We start from the raw sequence: 17954 nt of genomic DNA, 5'->3' as shown, positions 1-17954 counted from the left end.
CGAGTTGATCACCCGTGAGGGTGGTCACATCCGAGTCGAAACCGGTCACATCGAGGAGGCGGCCCCACCGACGACGGAAGCCGGGTGCCGCGGCAGGAATCCTCCTGCTGCGGCACCCGGCTTCGTGTCTGCTCGGTGCGCTGCGGATTGTCAGGGAACGTGCCGGACCGCGCCCTTGTCGGCGGACGTGGCGAGAGCGGCGTACGCGCGCAGAGCGGTGGTGACGGTGCGTTCGCGGTTCACCGGCTGCCACGGACGCTCGGACGACTCCATCTTCGCCCGGCGCTCGGCGAGCACCGCGTCGTCGACGAGAAGCTTCAGTGTGCGGGTCGCGATGTCGATGAGGATCTGGTCGCCGTCCTCCACCAGGCCGATGGCGCCGCCGCTGGCGGCTTCGGGGGAGATGTGGCCGATGGACAGCCCCGAGGAACCGCCGGAGAAACGCCCGTCGGTGATCAGCGCGCACTTCTTCCCGAGGCCTGAGCCCTTGAGGAATGCGGTGGGGTGCAGCATCTCCTGCATGCCGGGGCCGCCTGCGGGGCCCTCGTACCGCACGACGAGGACCTCGCCGGGCTGAATCTTCTTGCCGAGGATCACCGACACCGCCTCTTCCTGTGACTCCACGACACGCGCGGGTCCCTGGAAGTGGAACAGGTCTTCGTCGATGCCCGCAGTCTTGATGACCGCGCCGTCGACGGCGATGTTGCCGCGCAGCACCGCCAGCCCGCCCTCGACCGTGTGCTTGTGCTCGAAGTCGCGGATGCAGCCGCCTGCGGCGTCCGTATCGAGCGACGACCACCGGTTGTTCGTCGAGAACGGCTCGGTGGTGCGGACGCCGCCGGGCGCGGCGTGGAAGAGCTCGACCGCCTCGTCGGATGCCTTGCCGGACCGGATGTCCCACGTGTCGAGCCACTCGTCGAAGCTCTTCGTGTGCACGGTGGAGACGTCGCTCTCGAGCAGTCCCGCCCGGCGCAGTTCGCCGAGGATCGCCGGAATTCCGCCTGCCCGGTGCACGTCCTCCATGTGGTAGTCCGAGTTCGGCGAGACCTTCGACAGACACGGCACCTTGCGGCTGATCTCGTCGATCTTGTCGAGGTCGAAGTCGTAGACCTCGCCCTCCTGTGCCGCTGCGAGAGTGTGCAGCACCGTGTTGGTGGAACCGCCCATCGCGACATCCAGCGCCATCGCGTTGCGGAACGCGGCAGGCGTCGCGATGTTGCGGGGGAGGACGGAGTCGTCCTCGTCGCGGTAGTACCGCAGGGCGGCCTCGACGACGGTGGTGCCCGCGCGGGTGAACAGCGCGCGACGGGCCTCGTGGGTGGCGAGGGTGGAGCCGTTGCCGGGCAGTGCCAGGCCGAGGGCCTCGGTGAGGCAGTTCATCGAGTTCGCGGTGAACATGCCCGAGCACGATCCGCACGTCGGGCACGCGCTGCGCTCGACCTCGGACAGTCCTTCGTCGTCGACCTGGTCGTTGGCGCTCGCCGAGATCGCCGTGATGAGGTCGGTCGGCGCCTGCGCGACGCCGTTCACCACCACGGCCTTGCCCGCCTCCATCGGCCCGCCCGACACGAACACGGTGGGGACGTTCAAACGCAGTGCGGCATTGAGCATTCCGGGCGTGATCTTGTCGCAATTGGAGATGCAGACGAGCGCGTCGGCGGTGTGCGCGTTGACCATGTACTCGACGGAGTCGGCGATGATCTCGCGGCTGGGAAGGGAATACAGCATTCCGCCGTGCCCCATCGCGATGCCGTCGTCGACGGCGATCGTGTGGAACTCGCGAGGTACACCACCGGCGGCGCGGACGGCGTCGGCGACGATGTCGCCGACGTTCTTCAGGTGGACGTGCCCGGGAACGAACTGCGTGTACGAGTTCGCGATCGCGACGATCGGTTTCCCGAAGTCGGAGTCGGTCATTCCGGTGGCGCGCCACAGGGCGCGGGCGCCTGCGGCATTTCGTCCTGCGGTGGTGGTTCGGGACCTCAGCGGGGGCATGAGCGTATTCCTTAGTCAGCGTACGGAAGTACTGACAAACGCTACTCGCGCGCTATTCCCCGTCTGTGGCGGGCCGGTCGTCCGCCGGGTGCTCGCCGTCCGATTCGGTCGCGGTGTGGTGGGCCGCTTCCTCCGCTGCGGCGGCCGCCGCGTAGGGGTCGGTGATCCGGCCGCCGCTCGCCTCGGCGATCTCCGGCAGCCGGTCGAACGTGACGACGGGGAGGGTGACCTCGCCGCCGTCCGCCAACGTCGCGCGGGCCCACCCGCTCCGGGGGAAGCGGAATCCGGTGATCTCGGACCATGCGAGGGACCGGCCGCCGAACAGCCGGCGCACCTCGAGCCCGTCGGACGTGACCGTGGTGCGCACCCGCGCGACCCAGGCCGCCGCGACGATCGGCGCGATCACGAGCCAGCCGAAGGCGGCGGGCCAGCCGAAGATGGGGAACGACACGGCGAACAGGAGGAAGGCGCATCCCAGGTAGGCCAGGGGAGAAATCCGGATGACCTGCTTGGGTGGGTTCGTCGTGTGGGATGATGATTCCGGTGGCACGGGCTGCTGCGAAGTTGACACCTCTACATCTTCGCACCGCAGCCGACGTATCTCATATTCTGGGACGGCCGACTCACCAAGTTGACTGTTCACCATTAGCGCGCCTACCGTCGAGCGCGTGAAACAGAATGAGTTGCTCGTAATCGGCCGGCGCGTCGTCGCCTGAGTCGATTCCTTCAACTCGCCAGATAACGACGCGCCACCCTCGTACAGCATTCGCTGACGGGGGTTTTTTGTTGCCCGGAGCCAGAATCAGAGGATTTCCCAGTGAGCGCACCAACCGCACGGCCTCAACCCACGCCGCGCAAGTCGGGGGCAGCAAGCCCGACGACCGCGGCCGCCGCGACGCAGACCGGTAGCCGCCGCCAACTCGCCCCCGAGCGGGTCAGTGGCGCCCAGTCCGTGGTCCGAGCCCTCGAGGAGCTCGAGGTCGACACGGTATTCGGCATTCCGGGTGGTGCCGTTCTCCCTGTCTACGACCCGCTGTTCGACTCGAAGAAGGTCCGGCACGTGCTCGTCCGTCACGAGCAGGGTGCAGGCCACGCCGCCACCGGTTACGCCCAGGCGACCGGCAAGGTCGGCGTCTGTATGGCGACGTCGGGCCCCGGTGCCACCAACCTCGTGACCCCGCTCGCCGACGCCCAGATGGACTCCGTTCCGGTCGTGGCCATCACCGGACAGGTCGGCCGCGGGCTCATCGGCACCGACGCGTTCCAGGAAGCCGACATCTCCGGCATCACCATGCCGATCACGAAGCACAACTTCCTCATCACCGACGGCATCGACATCCCCCGGATCATCGCGGAGGCCTTCTACCTCGCCTCCAGTGGTCGTCCCGGCGCGGTGCTCGTCGACATCCCGAAGGACGTTCTCCAGGCGCAGACCACGTTCTCGTGGCCGCCGGAGATGCGGCTGCCCGGCTACCGTCCCGTCACCAAGCCGCACGGCAAGCAGGTCCGCGAGGCCGCCCGCCTGATCGCGGACGCGAAGCACCCGGTGCTCTACGTCGGTGGTGGCGTCATCAAGTCGGAATCGTCGCCGGAACTGCTGGAACTGGCCGAGCTCACCGGCATTCCGGTGGTCACCACCCTCATGGCGCGCGGCGCGTTCCCGGACAGTCACACGCTGAACTGCGGCATGCCCGGCATGCACGGCACGGTCGCCGCGGTGGCCGCACTGCAGCGCAGCGACCTCCTGATCACGCTCGGTGCGCGCTTCGACGACCGCGTCACCGGACAGCTCGATTCGTTCGCCCCCGATGCCAAGGTCATCCACGCCGACATCGACCCGGCGGAGATCGGCAAGAACCGGTACGCGGACGTGCCGATCGTGGGCGACTGCAAAGAGGTCATCGTCGAGCTGATCGAGGCGATCAGGGCCGACCTGGCCACCGGAACCACGCTCGACCTCACCGAGTGGTGGGCGTACCTCGACGGAATCCGCCGCACCTACCCGCTCAGCTACGACCGTCCCTCGGACGGCGCGCTGTCCCCGGAGTACGTGATCCAGGCGGTCGGCAAGCTCGCCGGTCCCGACGCGATCTACTGCGCCGGCGTCGGACAGCACCAGATGTGGGCCGCGCAGTTCGTCAACTACGAGAAGCCGCGCACCTGGCTGAACTCGGGCGGTCTCGGCACGATGGGTTACGCCGTGCCGGCCGCGATGGGCGCCAAGATGGGCATGCCCGACACCGAGGTGTGGGCCATCGACGGTGACGGCTGCTTCCAGATGACCAATCAGGAACTCGCGACGTGCGCGCTCGAGGGCATCCCGATCAAGGTTGCGCTCATCAACAACGGAAACCTCGGCATGGTGCGTCAGTGGCAGACGCTGTTCTACGACGAGCGCTACTCGAACACCAACCTCGGTACCCACGGCGCGGTCCGCATCCCGGACTTCGTGAAGCTCGCGGAGGCGTTGGGCTGCCACGGCATTCGCGTCGAGCGCGAAGAGGACGTCGAGGCCGCGATCCGTGAGGCTCAGGCCATCAACGACAAGCCGGTGGTGATCGACTTCATCGTCGGCGCCGACGCCCAGGTGTGGCCGATGGTCGCCGCGGGTACGAGCAACGACGAGATCATGGCGGCGCGGGGCATCCGTCCGCTGTTCGACGACGACGAGGCGGCTGCCGAGCCGGCCGTCATTCACGAGGCCATGGAGCGCGAGCAGCGTTCGGGCACGGCCGCAGCGGCCGCAGCGGCCGGGGAGGAAGATCAGTGAGCACCAGCCACACCCTCAGTGTTCTCGTCGAGGACAAGCCGGGCGTGCTGGCCAGGGTGGCCGCGCTGTTCTCCCGTCGTGGGTTCAACATCGAGTCGCTCGCCGTCGGTGGTACCGAGCTTCCCGAGATCTCACGCATGACCATCGTCGTGACCGTCGACGAATTCCCGCTCGAGCAGGTGACCAAGCAGCTCAACAAGCTCATCAACGTCATCAAGATCGTCGAGCAGGACGGTGAGGCCTCCGTCGCCCGCGAGTTGGTGCTCATCAAGGTGCGAGCCGACGCCAGCGTGCGCACGCAGGTGATCGAGACGGTGAATCTGTTCCGCGCCAAGGTGATCGACGTCTCCCCGGAGTCGGTCACGATCGAGGCGACTGGAACGCGATCCAAGCTGGATGCGCTGCTGCGGATGCTCGATCCGTACGGCATCCGGGAGATCGTGCAGTCCGGGGTCGTGGCCGTGGGACGGGGGCCGAAGTCCATCACGGCCACTCGCTAGTACTTTAGTTACGCACATTCCAAGAAAGAGGTTGAACTGTGGCAGTCGAGATGTTCTACGACGACGATGCCGATCTGTCGATCATCCAGGGCCGTAAGGTCGCTGTGATCGGGTACGGAAGCCAGGGCCACGCGCACTCGCTGAGCCTGCGCGATTCGGGCGTCGATGTGCGCATCGGCCTCAAGGAGGGCTCGAAGTCCCGCGCGAAGGCCGAGGAGCAGGGCCTGACCGTCGGTACCCCCGCCGAGGTTTCCGAGTGGGCCGACGTGATCATGGTGCTGGCCCCCGACACCGCGCAGGCGTCGATCTTCACCAATGACATCGAGCCCAACCTGAAGGACGGCGACGCGCTGTTCTTCGGACACGGCCTCAACATCCACTTCGAGCTGATCAAGGCCCCGGAGTTCGTCACCGTCGGCATGGTCGCCCCGAAGGGCCCGGGCCACCTGGTGCGTCGTCAGTTCGTCGACGGCAAGGGTGTCCCCGCGCTCATCGCGATCGACCAGGACCCGAAGGGTGAGGGCCAGGCACTCGCGCTGTCCTACGCCAAGGCCATCGGCGGCGCCCGCGCCGGCGTCATCAAGACCACGTTCAAGGAAGAGACCGAGACGGACCTCTTCGGCGAGCAGGCCGTGCTGTGCGGCGGCACCGAGGAACTGGTCAAGACCGGTTTCGAGGTCATGGTCGAGGCCGGCTACGCGCCCGAGATGGCGTACTTCGAGGTGCTGCACGAGCTCAAGCTCATCGTGGACCTCATGTACGAGGGCGGCATCGCCCGCATGAACTACTCGGTGTCCGACACCGCGGAGTTCGGTGGCTACCTGTCCGGCCCGCGCGTCATCGACGCCGGCACCAAGGAGCGCATGAAGGCGATCCTGGCCGACATCCAGTCGGGTGAGTTCACCCGCCGCCTGGTCGCCAACGTCGAGAACGGCAACACCGAGCTCGAGAGCCTGCGCAAGGCGAACGCCGAGCACCCGATCGAGGTCACCGGCAAGAAGCTGCGCGACCTGATGAGCTGGGTCGATCGTCCGATCACCGAAACCGCCTAGGTTTCACTGCTTTACAGTTCCACCGCACCACCGGCCCGATGCCGCATCGGTCTCGTTCGAGGCCCCCGATGTGACATTGGGCCGGTGTCGTTCGGTGTCCGATTCCGTTGTCGCAGGCGTCCACTATGTGGTATCGCAGACCAGGATGCATTTTCCCTGTGAGGGCGGACTAAGCTGTGTGTGGTCAAAACACCCCACACCCACCGATTCAGGGAGTTTGCACGTGAGCCAGCCAGGCCGTCCTGTAGTTCTGATCGCCGACAAGCTCGCGCCGTCCACCGTCGAGGCATTGGGCGACGGTGTGGAGGTGCGTTGGGTCGACGGACCTGATCGCCCGGCCCTGCTCGCAGCGGTGCCCGAGGCCGACGCGATCCTCGTCCGTTCCGCCACCACCGTCGATGCCGAGGTCCTGGCGGCCGGCACCAAGCTCAAGATCGTCGCCCGCGCCGGCGTCGGCCTCGACAACGTCGACGTGCCCGCCGCCACCGAGCGCGGTGTCATGGTCGTCAACGCGCCGACGTCCAACATCCACACGGCCGCCGAGCACGCGGTCGCGCTGATGCTCGCCACCGCTCGCCAGATCCCCGCGGCCGACGCCACCCTGCGCGACCGCGAGTGGAAGCGCAGCAAGTTCAACGGTGTGGAGATCTTCGGCAAGACCGTCGGTGTCGTCGGGCTCGGCCGCATCGGCCAGCTGTTCGCGCAACGTCTCGCCGCATTCGAGACCCACGTCATCGCGTACGACCCCTACGTGTCGGCCGCCCGCGCCGCGCAGCTCGGCATCGAGCTCGTCACCCTCGACGAACTGCTGGAGCGCGCAGACCTCATCTCCGTGCACCTCCCCAAGACTCCCGAGACGAAGGGTCTGCTGGGCACGGAGAACCTGGCGAAGACCAAGAAGGGCGTCGTCATCGTCAACGCCGCCCGCGGCGGTCTGATCGACGAGGCCGCGCTGGCCGAGGCCATCAAGTCCGGTCACGTCCGTGCCGCGGGCCTCGACGTGTTCGAGTCCGAGCCCTGCACCGACAGCCCGCTGTTCGACCTGCCCGAGGTCGTCGTGACGCCGCACCTCGGTGCGTCCACGAGCGAAGCGCAGGACCGCGCCGGAACCGACGTTGCGAAGTCCGTACTGCTCGCTCTCGCAGGCGATTTCGTTCCCGACGCCGTCAACGTGTCCGGTGGCGCGGTGGGCGAGGAAGTTGCCCCGTGGCTCGAGATCGTCCGCAAGCAGGGCGTGCTGATCGGCGCGCTGTCGGGTGAACTGCCCGTCAACCTGTCGGTCGACGTGCGCGGCGAGCTCGCGTCCGAGGACGTCGAGGTGCTCGCGCTCTCGGCTCTGCGCGGTGTGTTCTCCGCCGTCATCGAGGACGCGGTCACGTTCGTCAACGCTCCCGCGCTCGCGGAGGAGCGTGGCGTCACGGCCGAGGTCACCAAGGCGGCCGAAAGCCCCAACCACCGCAGCGTGGTCGACCTGCGCGCCGTGTTCGGCGACGGCAGTGTCATCAACGTGTCGGGCACCCTGACCGGCCCGCAGCAGGTCGAGAAGATCGTCAACATCAACGGCCGCAACTTCGAGCTGCGCGCCGAGGGTCTCAACCTGGTGGTCAACTACACCGATCAGCCCGGTGCGCTGGGCAAGATCGGCACGCAGCTCGGTAACGCGGGCATCGACATCCAGGCTGCCCAGCTCAGCCAGGACGCCGAGGGCGAGGGTGCGACCATCCTCCTCCGCGTCGACCGCGAGGTGCCGAGCGAGGTGCGGGACGCGATCTCCACCGCCGTCGGCGCCACCAAGATCGAGCTCGTCAACCTGGCCTAATCCCCACTGTGCGCGTGTCATGACCCCGTCGTCGTGGCACGCGCACAGCTCTATGTGAAGTGAGGCGTTCATGAAGCTTGCGGTCATTCCGGGTGACGGCATCGGTGTCGAGGTCACGGCCGAGGCGCTGAAAGTGCTGCGCAAACTCGTTCCCGATCTCGAGACCACCGAGTACGACCTCGGTGCCCGTCGATACAACGCGACGGGGGAGCTGCTCCCGGACGCCGATCTCGCGGCGATCCGTGAGCACGACGCGATCCTGCTGGGCGCCATCGGCGATCCGTCGGTCACGCCGGGCGTGCTCGAGCGGGGGCTGCTGCTGAACATGCGATTCGCGTTGGACCATCACGTGAATCTGCGTCCGTCGCAGCTGTATCCGGGTTCGAAGTCGCCGCTCGCGGCGCAGCCCGACATCGACTTCGTGGTCGTGCGCGAGGGCACCGAGGGGCCGTACACCGGCAACGGCGGCGCGATTCGCGTCGGCACCCCGCACGAGATCGCGACCGAGGTGTCGATCAACACGTGGTTCGGCGCCGAGCGCGTGGTGCGCTACGCGTTCGCGCTCGCACAGTCCCGGCGGAAGCACGTCACCCTGATCCACAAGACGAACGTCCTCTCCAACGCCGGCGCGATCTGGACGCGTGCGGTGGAGACCGTGTCGGCCGAATATCCGGACGTGGTGACGGCCTACTGCCACATCGACGCGGCCACCATCTACATGGTCACCGACCCGTCGCGCTTCGACGTGATCGTCACCGACAACCTGTTCGGCGACATCATCACCGACCTCGCGGGTGCGGTCACGGGTGGCATCGGACTGGCAGCGTCGGGAAACATCGACGCCTCGGGCACGAACCCGTCGATGTTCGAGCCGGTGCACGGCAGCGCCCCGGACATCGCAGGCCAGGGGATCGCGGATCCCACGGCGGCCATCCTGTCCGCGGCGCTGCTCCTGCGGCACCTCGGCCGCGACGGCGATGCAACGCGTATCGAGGCCGCCGTCGAAGCGGATCTGGCGTCCCGCGGGGACTCGAAGGTCGTGACCTCGGAGGTCGGCGACCGGATCGCATCAGCCCTCTAGGGCCGCGATTCGACCCTGTCGTCCTCGATCCCCGTGGACCGCTCTTCGGACCGGGCCACGGGGATCAGTGGTATCGACGCCGCCGGAAACGCGGCGGCGATCGCGAAAGTCACCGGGAAACCGACGATCCCGATCAGTGCGCCGAACGCCGGAGGAACAATGGAGGCCGCGACGAACTGCCCGGTGTTCTGGACGCCGAGTGCTCGTCCGCCCCAGAACGGTCCGGCGATCTCCGCCACGGCGGTGAAGGCGAGGCCGTTCGGTGCCACCGTCGCGACGGACGCTGCCAGCAACGCCGCGATCGCCAGTGGCGAATCGACCGAGTCCGTCACGGCGAGGGCGGCCATCGACAGACCGCCGGCGACGGCAACCCATCGGAGCGGGCGCATGCGACTGCCGACCACGTCGGACCAGAACCCGACTCCCATCCTGCCGAGCGCGCCGAGGATCTGGGCGACGGTCACGATGAGCCCCGCTGCCGTTGCTTCCCAATGCCTTTCGGAGATCAGCCACACCAGCGCATAGGTCCATACCGTGTACTGCGGCACGACGAGCAGGACCGAGGCGGCGTGGATGCGCCACAGCGTGCCGCTGTCGCGATAGGGATTGGCGAGCATGCCGAGATCCGCCGCGGCGCTGCGGCTCGGTCTGGGCGGATCGACGACCCAGAGTGCGCAGGCCAGCGCGGCACTCGCACACAGGGCCGCGGGCAGGGCGAGCGCCCAGCCGATGCCGTGATCGTGCGCGACGGAGGGAAGTGTCAGCGCCGCGCAGGCGATGCCGAGGGGCAGCGACATCTGCCGGATACCCATTGCGAGTCCGCGGCGTTCGGGCGGGAACCAGCCGACGACGACGCGCCCGCTGGCCGCATTCGCCGAGGCCGCCGCCATGCCGCCGAGCAGGAGGAGGAGTGTGGTGGCCGTGAGCGATCCGGACAGTGCCGCGCCCAGTCCTGCGGCTGCCGTTGTCGCCATCCCGGCTGCCAGGACCGTGCGTTCGCCGTAGCGGTCCGCGAGTGCGCCCCACGCGATCAGCGTCAGCATCACGCCGAGCGTGGGTGCGGCGACGACGAGTCCGGTGCGGGCGAGGCTGAGCCCGTGGTTCGCCTGCAGTTCGGGAATCAGGAAGGCGACGCCGTTGACGAACACCGCCTGCGCGGCCTGGGCGAACATCCCGAGTGCGAGCATCCACCATCTGCGGGCGATTCCGACGGAGGGCGGCGTGTCGATCGATGCAGTCATGTCATCTCAATATTTAGGATCTGCTTCTCATATATTGGGGAACACGTGGAGTCTATACCCCGCGCACCCCGGCGTCCCGCCACGGCGGTGAACCCGGGCCGATAGACTCGGCGCCATGCGTCTTGGTCGAGTGGCAAGTCCCGATGGTGTTGCGTTCGTCAGTATCGAGGGAGACGGGGAGTCCCGAATCGCGAAGGAGATCGCCGAGCACCCCTTCGGCACGCCCACTTTCACCGGCCGGAGCTGGCCGCTCGCCGATGTGCGACTGCTGGCCCCGATCCTTGCCAGCAAGGTCGTGGCCGTCGGAAAGAACTACGCCGCCCACGCCGCCGAAATGGGGGGAGAGGCGCCGGCCGATCCTGTGATCTTCCTCAAGCCCAACACCTCGATCGTGGGCCCCGATGCCGCGATCGTCCTGCCGAAGTCGTCCAATGAAGTTCATTACGAAGGCGAACTGGCGGTCGTCATCGGACGTCCCTGCAAGGACGTGCCCGCAGCCAAGGCGCTCGACGTCGTGCTCGGATACACGGCAGCGAACGACGTGTCGGCCCGCGACCACCAGCGCCACGACGGGCAGTGGACGAGGGCCAAGGGGCACGACACGTTCTGCCCGCTCGGGCCGTGGATCGAGACCCAGCTCGACGCGTCCGACGTCGACATCACCACCGAGGTGGACGGCGAAGTGAAGCAGCGCAGCAACACTTCGCTTCTGCTGCACGACATTCCGAAGATCATCGAGTGGGTGTCCGCCGTCATGACGCTGCTTCCGGGCGACGTGATCCTCACGGGCACCCCCGAAGGCGTCGGTCCGATCGTCGACGGCCAGAGCGTGAGCGTCACCATCGGTGGCATCGGCACCCTCACGAACCCGGTGACCGCCAAGCGCTGACGGCTCTCGTGTCGGGATCGGGAGCGGACTAGCCTGTAGGAGTCCGTCTTCCCAGCGTCGACCCAAGTGAGCCATGACCACAAGCGAAGTTCGCGTCCGTTTCTGCCCGTCTCCCACCGGAACCCCGCACGTGGGGCTCGTCCGAACCGCCCTGTTCAACTGGGCGTTCGCCCGACACAACGGCGGGTCGTTCGTGTTCCGCATCGAAGACACCGATGCCGCCCGTGACAGCGAGGAGTCGTACCAGGCGATCCTGGACGCGCTGCGTTGGCTCGGGCTGAACTGGGACGAGGGACCGGAGGTCGGGGGTCCGTACGAGCCCTACCGTCAGTCGCAGCGACGTGATCTGCACCTGGACGTCGTCGCCAAGCTGCTCGCGGCCGGCGAGGCCTACGAGTCGTTCTCCACGCCCGAGGAGGTCGAGGAGCGGCACAAGGCGGCCGGCCGCGATCCCAAGCTGGGCTACGACAACTTCGATCGCGATCTGACGCCGGAACAGCGGCAGGCATTCCTCGACGAGGGACGCAAACCCGTCGTGCGGCTCCGCATGCCCGATCACGACCTGACGTGGGTCGACCTCGTGCGCGGCGAGACGACGTTCAAGGCGGGAACCGTGCCCGACTTCGCGCTGACCCGCGGAAACGGCATTCCGCTCTACACGTTGGTCAACCCCGTCGACGACGCGTTGATGAAGATCACACATGTCCTGCGCGGTGAGGACCTGCTGTCGTCGACGCCCCGTCAGCTCGCCCTCTACGAGGCGATGCAGCGGATCGGCGTGGCCGATTTCACGCCCCGGTTCGGGCATCTGCCGTTCGTCATGGGGCAGGGCAACAAGAAGCTGTCGAAGCGCGACCCCGAGTCGAACCTCTTCATCCATCGCGACCGCGGTTTCGTCCCCGAAGGATTGTTGAATTACCTGGCACTGCTCGGCTGGGGCATTTCCGACGACCACGACGTGTTCTCGCTGGACGAGATGGTGGCGGCCTTCTATATCTCCAAGGTCAATTCCAATCCGGCGCGGTTCGACCAGAAAAAGGCCGACGCGATCAACGCCGAGCACATCCGGCTGCTCGAGCCCGATGATTTCGCCGCGCGCCTGCGCGCGTTCCTGACGCTTCACGGCCATCTCGGGGAGGCCGTCGACGAGTCCGTCTTCGCAACCGCTGCAGAACTGGTCCAGACGCGCATCGTGGTCCTGTCCGACGCGTGGGATCTGCTGAAGTTCCTGTTCGTCGACGAGGCCGACTTCGTGATCGACCCGGCCGCTGCGGCCAAGAACCTCGGAGCCGATGCGGCGCCGGTCCTCGACGCGGCCCTCGCGGCGGTGGACGCGGTGGACGGGTGGGACGCGGCGTCACTGGAGGAGGCCCTCAAGACCGCTCTCGTGGACGAACTGGGCCTCAAGCCGCGTAAGGCATTCGCTCCGGTCCGGGTGGCCCTCACGGGCTCGCACATCAGCCCGCCGCTCTACGAGTCGATGGAACTCCTCGGGCGCGATATCTCGCTGTCGCGTCTGCGCTCGGCGCGGGCCGGCATCGCCGGTTAGGCGTCGCCCTCGGGCCGAGTAGAGCGCAGAAACAGCCCTTGACCATACGATTTGGTAAATCCCGGCAGTAGGCTGGTAATCTCTTCTTCGGCCCGAGGCGGGCCGCAGAGCCCAGAAGCTCAGCGGTTCGAGAACGGCCATTGGGGTATGGTGTAATTGGCAACACAGCGGTTTCTGGTACCGCCATTCTAGGTTCGAGTCCTGGTACCCCAGCGGAAGTTCGGCCGATTTTGACTCCGAACTTCGGGAAGCTATGCTTGCTGAGCTTCCACAGCAACACAAAGTTCCTGGCCCCGTCGTCTAGCGGCCTAGGACGCCGCCCTCTCAAGGCGGTAGCGCGGGTTCGAATCCCGTCGGGGCTACAAAGAGAAACACCCTCCAATTCGTTGGAGGGTGTTTCTTTTTATCCGCACGATTCGTCGTTTATCCGCTCTTGCGGCGGAATTCGCGTTTGTGGTCGGCAGGCCCGTGCACTTCGTGCACCTTCGAATGCCCGTCCTTGTGATCGGCGGACATCCCGGCCTGATGATTTTTCCGCTCGAGTGCTTCGCGGAATTTCTTTTTCGTGTCCTCATTGCTGGCGTCGGTCACGGTGAACTCCCTCGGTAGTCGGTTCACTCAGTGAAGCTACGCCGAGGGCTCCGGGAATGCTCCCGTTTTTTCGCCGGTCGGGCAGGTTCAGGCACGGCGGTCGGCCGCGGCCAGGTACGCGGCAGTGGTCCCGCCCACCGGCATGGCGGGGAGGCCGAGCTTCGCGTGGTCCCAGCTCCTGATGCGCTCGGGAACGATCCGCACGACCACCCGCTTGTGCAGGAGTTGATCGATGGCGGGGCGGAGGTCGTCGGTGTACGGCCCGGTGTAGCGCTCCCAGACGCTGACCCCGACGGCGAACATGGCGTCGGGGTCCTCCACGATCTCCGCCCGGCCCTCCACCGAAATCCCGCGCAACGTGTCGTAGGTGTCGCCGTCCTCGATGAGGACGGTGACCCGGTCGTCGCGCCGCAGGTTGACGGCCTTCTGCGATTTGGACTTGGTCTCGAACCAGATCTCGCCGTCGATCACGGCGTACCACATGGCGACGAGGTGGGATCTGCCGTCCGCTGCCACCGTTGCGAGCGTGGCGATCCGGCTCCGATCCATGAATTCGGCGATCTCCGAATCCGTCATCGTGATCTGTGAGCGTTGGTTCTTCCCCATCGGCTTCTCCCGTCGCAAGTGAACATCGGTCGCAAGTGAACTCGGTCGCGCGTGATCAGAGCCTTTTGTGCAGCGCCTCCGCGGCGGCGAGAAGGTCGGCCGCCCACCGGGCGCCGGGGCGCCTGCCCATTCTGTCGATGGGTCCGGACACCGAGATCGCTGCGATGACGGCACCGGAGGAGTCCCGGACGGGGGCGGCGACACTGGCGACGCCGGGTTCGCGCTCGGCGGCGCTCTGGGCCCAGCCGCGCCGACGGACCTCGAGGAGTACACGCTCGCCGAATGCCGCGTCGGGGAGCACCGTGCGCTGCGTCTGCGGGTCGGCCCAGGCGAGGAGGACCTTGGCACCCGAACCGGCGCTCATCGGCAGACGCGCTCCGACGAGAACGGTGTCGCGGAGGCCCGTGGGCGGTTCCATCGCCGCCACACAGACGCGTTGCGTGCCTTCCCGCCGGTACAGCTGCACGCTTTCACCGGTGATCTCGCGTAGTCGTGGCAGCACCAGCGCCGCCGCCGAGACGAGCGGATCGTTGGCCGTGGCGGCCAGTTCGGCGAGCCCGGGTCCGGGGCACCACAACCCGTCGGAATCGCGCGTCAGGAGGCGGTGAACCTCGAGCCCGACGGCCAGCCGGTGGGCGGTGGCCCGGGGGAGCCCGGTGCGTGAGCACAGTTCGGTGAGGCTGCAGGGCTTCTCGGCCACGGCATGTAGTACGCCTACCGCTTTGTCAAGGACTCCGATGCCGCTATGCTGTCTCATAGGTCGATACCACATTCTCGCATATTGGGATCATAGCGCACAGCGGCCACACGTCGAGTGCGTATCCGAGAAGCGGGTAACGACATCAAGCGCACAGCGGACCGGCCCGAAGCTCGCCGTGCGAGAGGACACACAGAGGTGGAGAAGATGGCGGAGAAAGCACGCACCCTGGCAGAGAAGGTGTGGGACGACCACGTCGTGGTCCGGGGTGAGGGAGACAACCCCGACCTCATCTACATCGATCTGCATCTCGTTCACGAAGTGACGAGTCCGCAGGCATTCGACGGACTTCGGCTCGCCGGGCGCCCGCTGCGCCGCCCCGACCTGACGATCGCCACCGAGGACCACAACGTCCCCACCGTCGACATCGACAAGCCGATCGCCGACCCGGTTTCCAAGACTCAGGTGGACACGCTGCGGCGCAACTGCGAGGAATTCGGTGTCCGGCTGCACCCCATGGGCGACATCGATCAGGGAATCGTCCACGTCGTCGGTCCGCAACTCGGTCTCACCCAGCCCGGTATGACGGTGGTGTGCGGCGACAGCCACACGTCCACGCACGGTGCCTTCGGTGCGATTGCGATGGGTATCGGCACCAGTGAAGTCGAGCACGTCATGGCGACGCAGACGTTGTCATTGCGTCCCTTCCGGACGATGGCGATCACCGTCGACGGTGTATTACCGGAAGGGGTGACGAGTAAGGATCTCATTCTGGCCGTCATCGCGAAGATCGGAACAGGTGGAGGCCAGGGCTACGTCCTGGAGTACCGCGGCGAAGCGATCCGACAGATGTCGATGGAAGCGCGGATGACCATCTGCAACATGTCCATCGAGGCGGGTGCGCGGGCCGGAATGATCGCCCCGGACGAGATCACCTATGAATTCATCAAGGGGCGCCCGCACGCTCCGCAGGGCGCCGACTGGGACGCCGCGGTGGCGGCGTGGGAGCAGTTGAAGACCGACGAGGGTGCAGTTTTCGACAACGAGGTCCACATCGACGCGAGCGCCCTGACGCCGTTCGTGACGTGGGGTACCAATCCGGGGCAGGGGCTGCCCCTGGGTGAGGCGGTGCCGAATCCGGCCGAGATCGCCGACGAGAGCGAGCGTCAGGCCGCTGAGAAGGCGTTGACCTACATGGGTCTCGAGGCCGGAACTCCGTTGCGTGAGGTGGCGATCGACACGGTGTTCGTCGGTTCGTGCACCAACGGCCGGATCGAGGATCTGCGGGCCGTGGCCGACGTGCTGCGGGGCCGCCACGTGGCCGACGGGGTCCGGATGCTCATCGTCCCGGGCTCGATGCGCGTTCGCGCGCAGGCCGAAAAGGAGGGTCTCGGCGAGATCTTCACCACCGCGGGCGCCGAATGGCGGCAGGCGGGGTGCTCGATGTGTCTCGGCATGAACCCGGATCAGCTCGCGCCCGGCGAGCGTTCGGCCTCCACGTCCAACCGCAATTTCGAGGGACGGCAGGGCAAGGGCGGCCGCACTCATCTGGTTTCGCCTCTCGTCGCCGCCGCGACCGCGGTCCGGGGAACGCTGTCCGCGCCGGCAGATCTGGTCTAGGACTCAAGGAATTTAGGAGATTTTTCGATGGAATCCTTTAGCACACACAAAGGTATCGGCGTCCCACTGCGGCGATCCAACGTGGACACGGACCAGATCATTCCGGCGGTCTATCTGAAACGAGTGACCCGCAGCGGTTTCGAGGACGGTCTGTTCGCCGCCTGGCGCAACGATCCGAACTTCGTCCTCAACGTCGCCCCGTACGACAAGGGCAGCGTTCTGGTTGCCGGACCGGACTTCGGTACCGGCTCCTCCCGGGAACATGCCGTGTGGGCGCTATCCGACTTCGGATTTCGGGTCGTGATCGCGTCTCGCTTCGCGGACATCTTCCGGGGCAACGCCGGCAAGGCAGGTCTGCTGGCCGCCCAGGTGGCCCAGCCGGACGTCGAACTGCTCTGGAAGTTGCTCGACGAGCAGCCCGGTCTCGAATTGATCGTCGACCTCGAGAACAAGACCGTGACCGCCGGAACCACCGTGGTGCCCTTTGAGATTGATGACTACACGCGGTGGCGTCTGATCGAGGGTCTGGACGACATCGGATTGACATTACGGCAGGTAGAAGCCATTTCCGAGTTTGAAAAGTCAAGGCCTTCTTGGAAACCAACGACACTTCCGGAGCCTGCTTCGACCGACTGAAAGTTGGAATCGGAGCCCTGTCTCCCAGATAATAAGTTCCTGAGAATGGTGCCGCGTTGTATGAGAATTGGCGTGGCACATAGACTCCTGCGGTATTCAGGTTTACCGTAGTTCGTAGTCGGTCCGATGATGGGCCATTAGTTCGCGGAGGAATTTCAATGAATAAGGCAGAGCTCATCGATGTTCTGACCGAGAAACTGGGGACGGACAGGCGCACGGCAACAGAAGCTGTCGAGCATGTCGTGGACACGATCGTCCGAGCGGTGCACCGCGGCGACAGCGTCACCATCACCGGTTTCGGTGTCTTCGAGCAGCGTCGTCGTGCGGCACGTGTCGCACGTAACCCGCGCACGGGTGAGACCGTGAAGGTCAAGCCGACGTCGGTGCCGGCGTTCCGTCCGGGCGCTCAGTTCAAAGCGGTTATCGCTGGCGGCCAGAAGCTTCCGGCCACCGGTCCCGCAGTGAAGCGTGGCGCAGCGGCGCCGGCCACCAAGGCCGCCGCGAAGAAGGCTGCCAAGAAGACGGCGGCGAAGAAGACCGCAGCCAAGAAGGCGGCTCCCGCGAAGACCACGGCAGCGAAGAAGACCGTCGCGAAGAAGGCTCCGGCCAAGACCACGGCAGCGAAGAAGACCGTCGCGAAGAAGGCTCCGGCCAAGACCACGGCAGCGAAGAAGACCGTCGCGAAGAAGGCTCCGGCCAAGACCACGGCAGCGAAGAAGACCGTCGCGAAGAAGGCTCCGGCCAAGACCACGGCAGCGAAGAAGACCGTCGCGAAGAAGGCTCCGGCCAAGAAGACCGCAGCAAAGAAGGCTCCCGCGAAGCGCGCCAAGTAATACCAGCACAACGCAGGACCGCCCGAACACAGACCGGCGCCGACCAATGGGGTCGGCGCCTGTCTGTGTTTCTCG

Annotated in this window: 16 protein-coding genes and 2 tRNA genes; 12 read left to right on the top strand and 6 right to left on the bottom strand. The window is 66.5% G+C overall.

The genetic code is table 11. From position 1 onward, the window contains the following. Positions 1–150: 150 nt before the first annotated feature. A complete protein-coding gene (ilvD, locus tag H0B43_RS04375; RefSeq protein ID WP_185729141.1) occupies positions 151–1995 on the bottom strand; it encodes a dihydroxy-acid dehydratase in 1845 nt (614 codons plus the stop codon). Positions 1996–2047: 52 nt separating this feature from the next. Continuing rightward, entirely contained in the window at positions 2048–2545 is a 498-nt protein-coding gene (locus H0B43_RS04370) for a PH domain-containing protein (RefSeq protein WP_185730105.1), read from the bottom strand. A 267-nt stretch (positions 2546–2812) separates the two neighbouring features. On the opposite strand from H0B43_RS04370, the gene H0B43_RS04365 reads away from it, so the two are divergent. The 5 genes from H0B43_RS04365 (at position 2813) to H0B43_RS04345 (ending at position 9217) form a co-directional block, all read left to right on the top strand. Then, entirely contained in the window at positions 2813–4765 is a 1953-nt protein-coding gene (locus H0B43_RS04365) for an acetolactate synthase large subunit (RefSeq protein ID WP_185729142.1), read from the top strand. Further along, a complete protein-coding gene (ilvN, locus tag H0B43_RS04360) occupies positions 4762–5265 on the top strand; it encodes an acetolactate synthase small subunit (RefSeq protein ID WP_005240383.1) in 504 nt (167 codons plus the stop codon). Before H0B43_RS04365 ends, ilvN begins: the two co-directional genes overlap by 4 nt. 50 nt (positions 5266–5315) lie before the next feature. After that, on the top strand, positions 5316–6317 hold the full coding sequence (gene ilvC / locus H0B43_RS04355; RefSeq protein WP_185730106.1) for a ketol-acid reductoisomerase: 1002 nt from the start codon (positions 5316–5318) through the stop codon (positions 6315–6317). A 223-nt stretch (positions 6318–6540) separates the two neighbouring features. Further along, the gene (gene serA / locus H0B43_RS04350; RefSeq protein WP_185729143.1) at positions 6541–8136 is read left to right on the top strand and encodes a phosphoglycerate dehydrogenase; all 1596 of its coding nucleotides are present in this window, start codon (positions 6541–6543) and stop codon (positions 8134–8136) included. 70 nt (positions 8137–8206) lie between these two features. Further along, a complete protein-coding gene (locus H0B43_RS04345) occupies positions 8207–9217 on the top strand; it encodes a 3-isopropylmalate dehydrogenase (protein WP_185729144.1) in 1011 nt (336 codons plus the stop codon). Here the strand turns inward: H0B43_RS04345 and H0B43_RS04340 are convergent. Beyond that, the gene (locus tag H0B43_RS04340; RefSeq protein ID WP_185729145.1) at positions 9214–10458 is read right to left on the bottom strand and encodes an MFS transporter; all 1245 of its coding nucleotides are present in this window, start codon (positions 10456–10458) and stop codon (positions 9214–9216) included. The two genes, H0B43_RS04345 and H0B43_RS04340, sit on opposite strands and share 4 nt — an antisense overlap. A 115-nt stretch (positions 10459–10573) precedes the next feature. Between H0B43_RS04340 and H0B43_RS04335 the strand changes: the two genes are divergently transcribed. From H0B43_RS04335 to H0B43_RS04320, 4 genes are all read left to right on the top strand, one after another. Continuing rightward, on the top strand, positions 10574–11347 hold the full coding sequence (locus H0B43_RS04335) for a fumarylacetoacetate hydrolase family protein (RefSeq protein ID WP_185729146.1): 774 nt from the start codon (positions 10574–10576) through the stop codon (positions 11345–11347). A gap of 73 nt (positions 11348–11420) precedes the next feature. Then, a complete protein-coding gene (gene gltX, locus H0B43_RS04330; RefSeq protein WP_185729147.1) occupies positions 11421–12896 on the top strand; it encodes a glutamate--tRNA ligase in 1476 nt (491 codons plus the stop codon). Between the two features lie 141 nt (positions 12897–13037). Further along, positions 13038–13109: transfer RNA gene (locus tag H0B43_RS04325), tRNA-Gln, on the top strand. Between the two features lie 76 nt (positions 13110–13185). Next, a tRNA-Glu gene (locus H0B43_RS04320) sits at positions 13186–13258 on the top strand. A gap of 61 nt (positions 13259–13319) precedes the next feature. Here the strand turns inward: H0B43_RS04320 and H0B43_RS04315 are convergent. The 3 genes from H0B43_RS04315 to H0B43_RS04305 all read right to left on the bottom strand — a co-directional run bounded on the left by H0B43_RS04315 (position 13320) and on the right by H0B43_RS04305 (position 14850). Further along, positions 13320–13487, bottom strand: coding sequence for a DUF5302 domain-containing protein (locus H0B43_RS04315; protein WP_185729148.1), 168 nt, complete (start codon positions 13485–13487; stop codon positions 13320–13322). Between the two features lie 87 nt (positions 13488–13574). Then, a complete protein-coding gene (locus H0B43_RS04310) occupies positions 13575–14093 on the bottom strand; it encodes a pyridoxamine 5'-phosphate oxidase family protein (protein ID WP_185729149.1) in 519 nt (172 codons plus the stop codon). A 55-nt stretch (positions 14094–14148) separates the two neighbouring features. Beyond that, the gene (locus tag H0B43_RS04305) at positions 14149–14850 is read right to left on the bottom strand and encodes an IclR family transcriptional regulator (RefSeq protein ID WP_185729150.1); all 702 of its coding nucleotides are present in this window, start codon (positions 14848–14850) and stop codon (positions 14149–14151) included. A 138-nt stretch (positions 14851–14988) separates the two neighbouring features. Between H0B43_RS04305 and leuC the strand changes: the two genes are divergently transcribed. The 3 genes from leuC to H0B43_RS04290 all read left to right on the top strand — a co-directional run bounded on the left by leuC (position 14989) and on the right by H0B43_RS04290 (position 17879). Continuing rightward, the gene (leuC, locus tag H0B43_RS04300; protein WP_185729151.1) at positions 14989–16410 is read left to right on the top strand and encodes a 3-isopropylmalate dehydratase large subunit; all 1422 of its coding nucleotides are present in this window, start codon (positions 14989–14991) and stop codon (positions 16408–16410) included. A gap of 27 nt (positions 16411–16437) precedes the next feature. After that, the gene (gene leuD, locus H0B43_RS04295; protein ID WP_185729152.1) at positions 16438–17046 is read left to right on the top strand and encodes a 3-isopropylmalate dehydratase small subunit; all 609 of its coding nucleotides are present in this window, start codon (positions 16438–16440) and stop codon (positions 17044–17046) included. Positions 17047–17204: 158 nt separating this feature from the next. Then, on the top strand, positions 17205–17879 hold the full coding sequence (locus tag H0B43_RS04290) for an HU family DNA-binding protein (RefSeq protein ID WP_185729153.1): 675 nt from the start codon (positions 17205–17207) through the stop codon (positions 17877–17879). The last annotated feature ends 75 nt before the right edge of the window (positions 17880–17954 follow it).

Source organism: Rhodococcus sp. 4CII (genome assembly GCF_014256275.1).
In the GTDB taxonomy this organism is placed as follows: Bacteria; Actinomycetota; Actinomycetes; order Mycobacteriales; family Mycobacteriaceae; genus Rhodococcus_F; species Rhodococcus_F wratislaviensis_A.
Note: the sequence above shows the minus strand (reverse complement) of the source record. Positions and strands in the feature narration are given on the sequence as shown.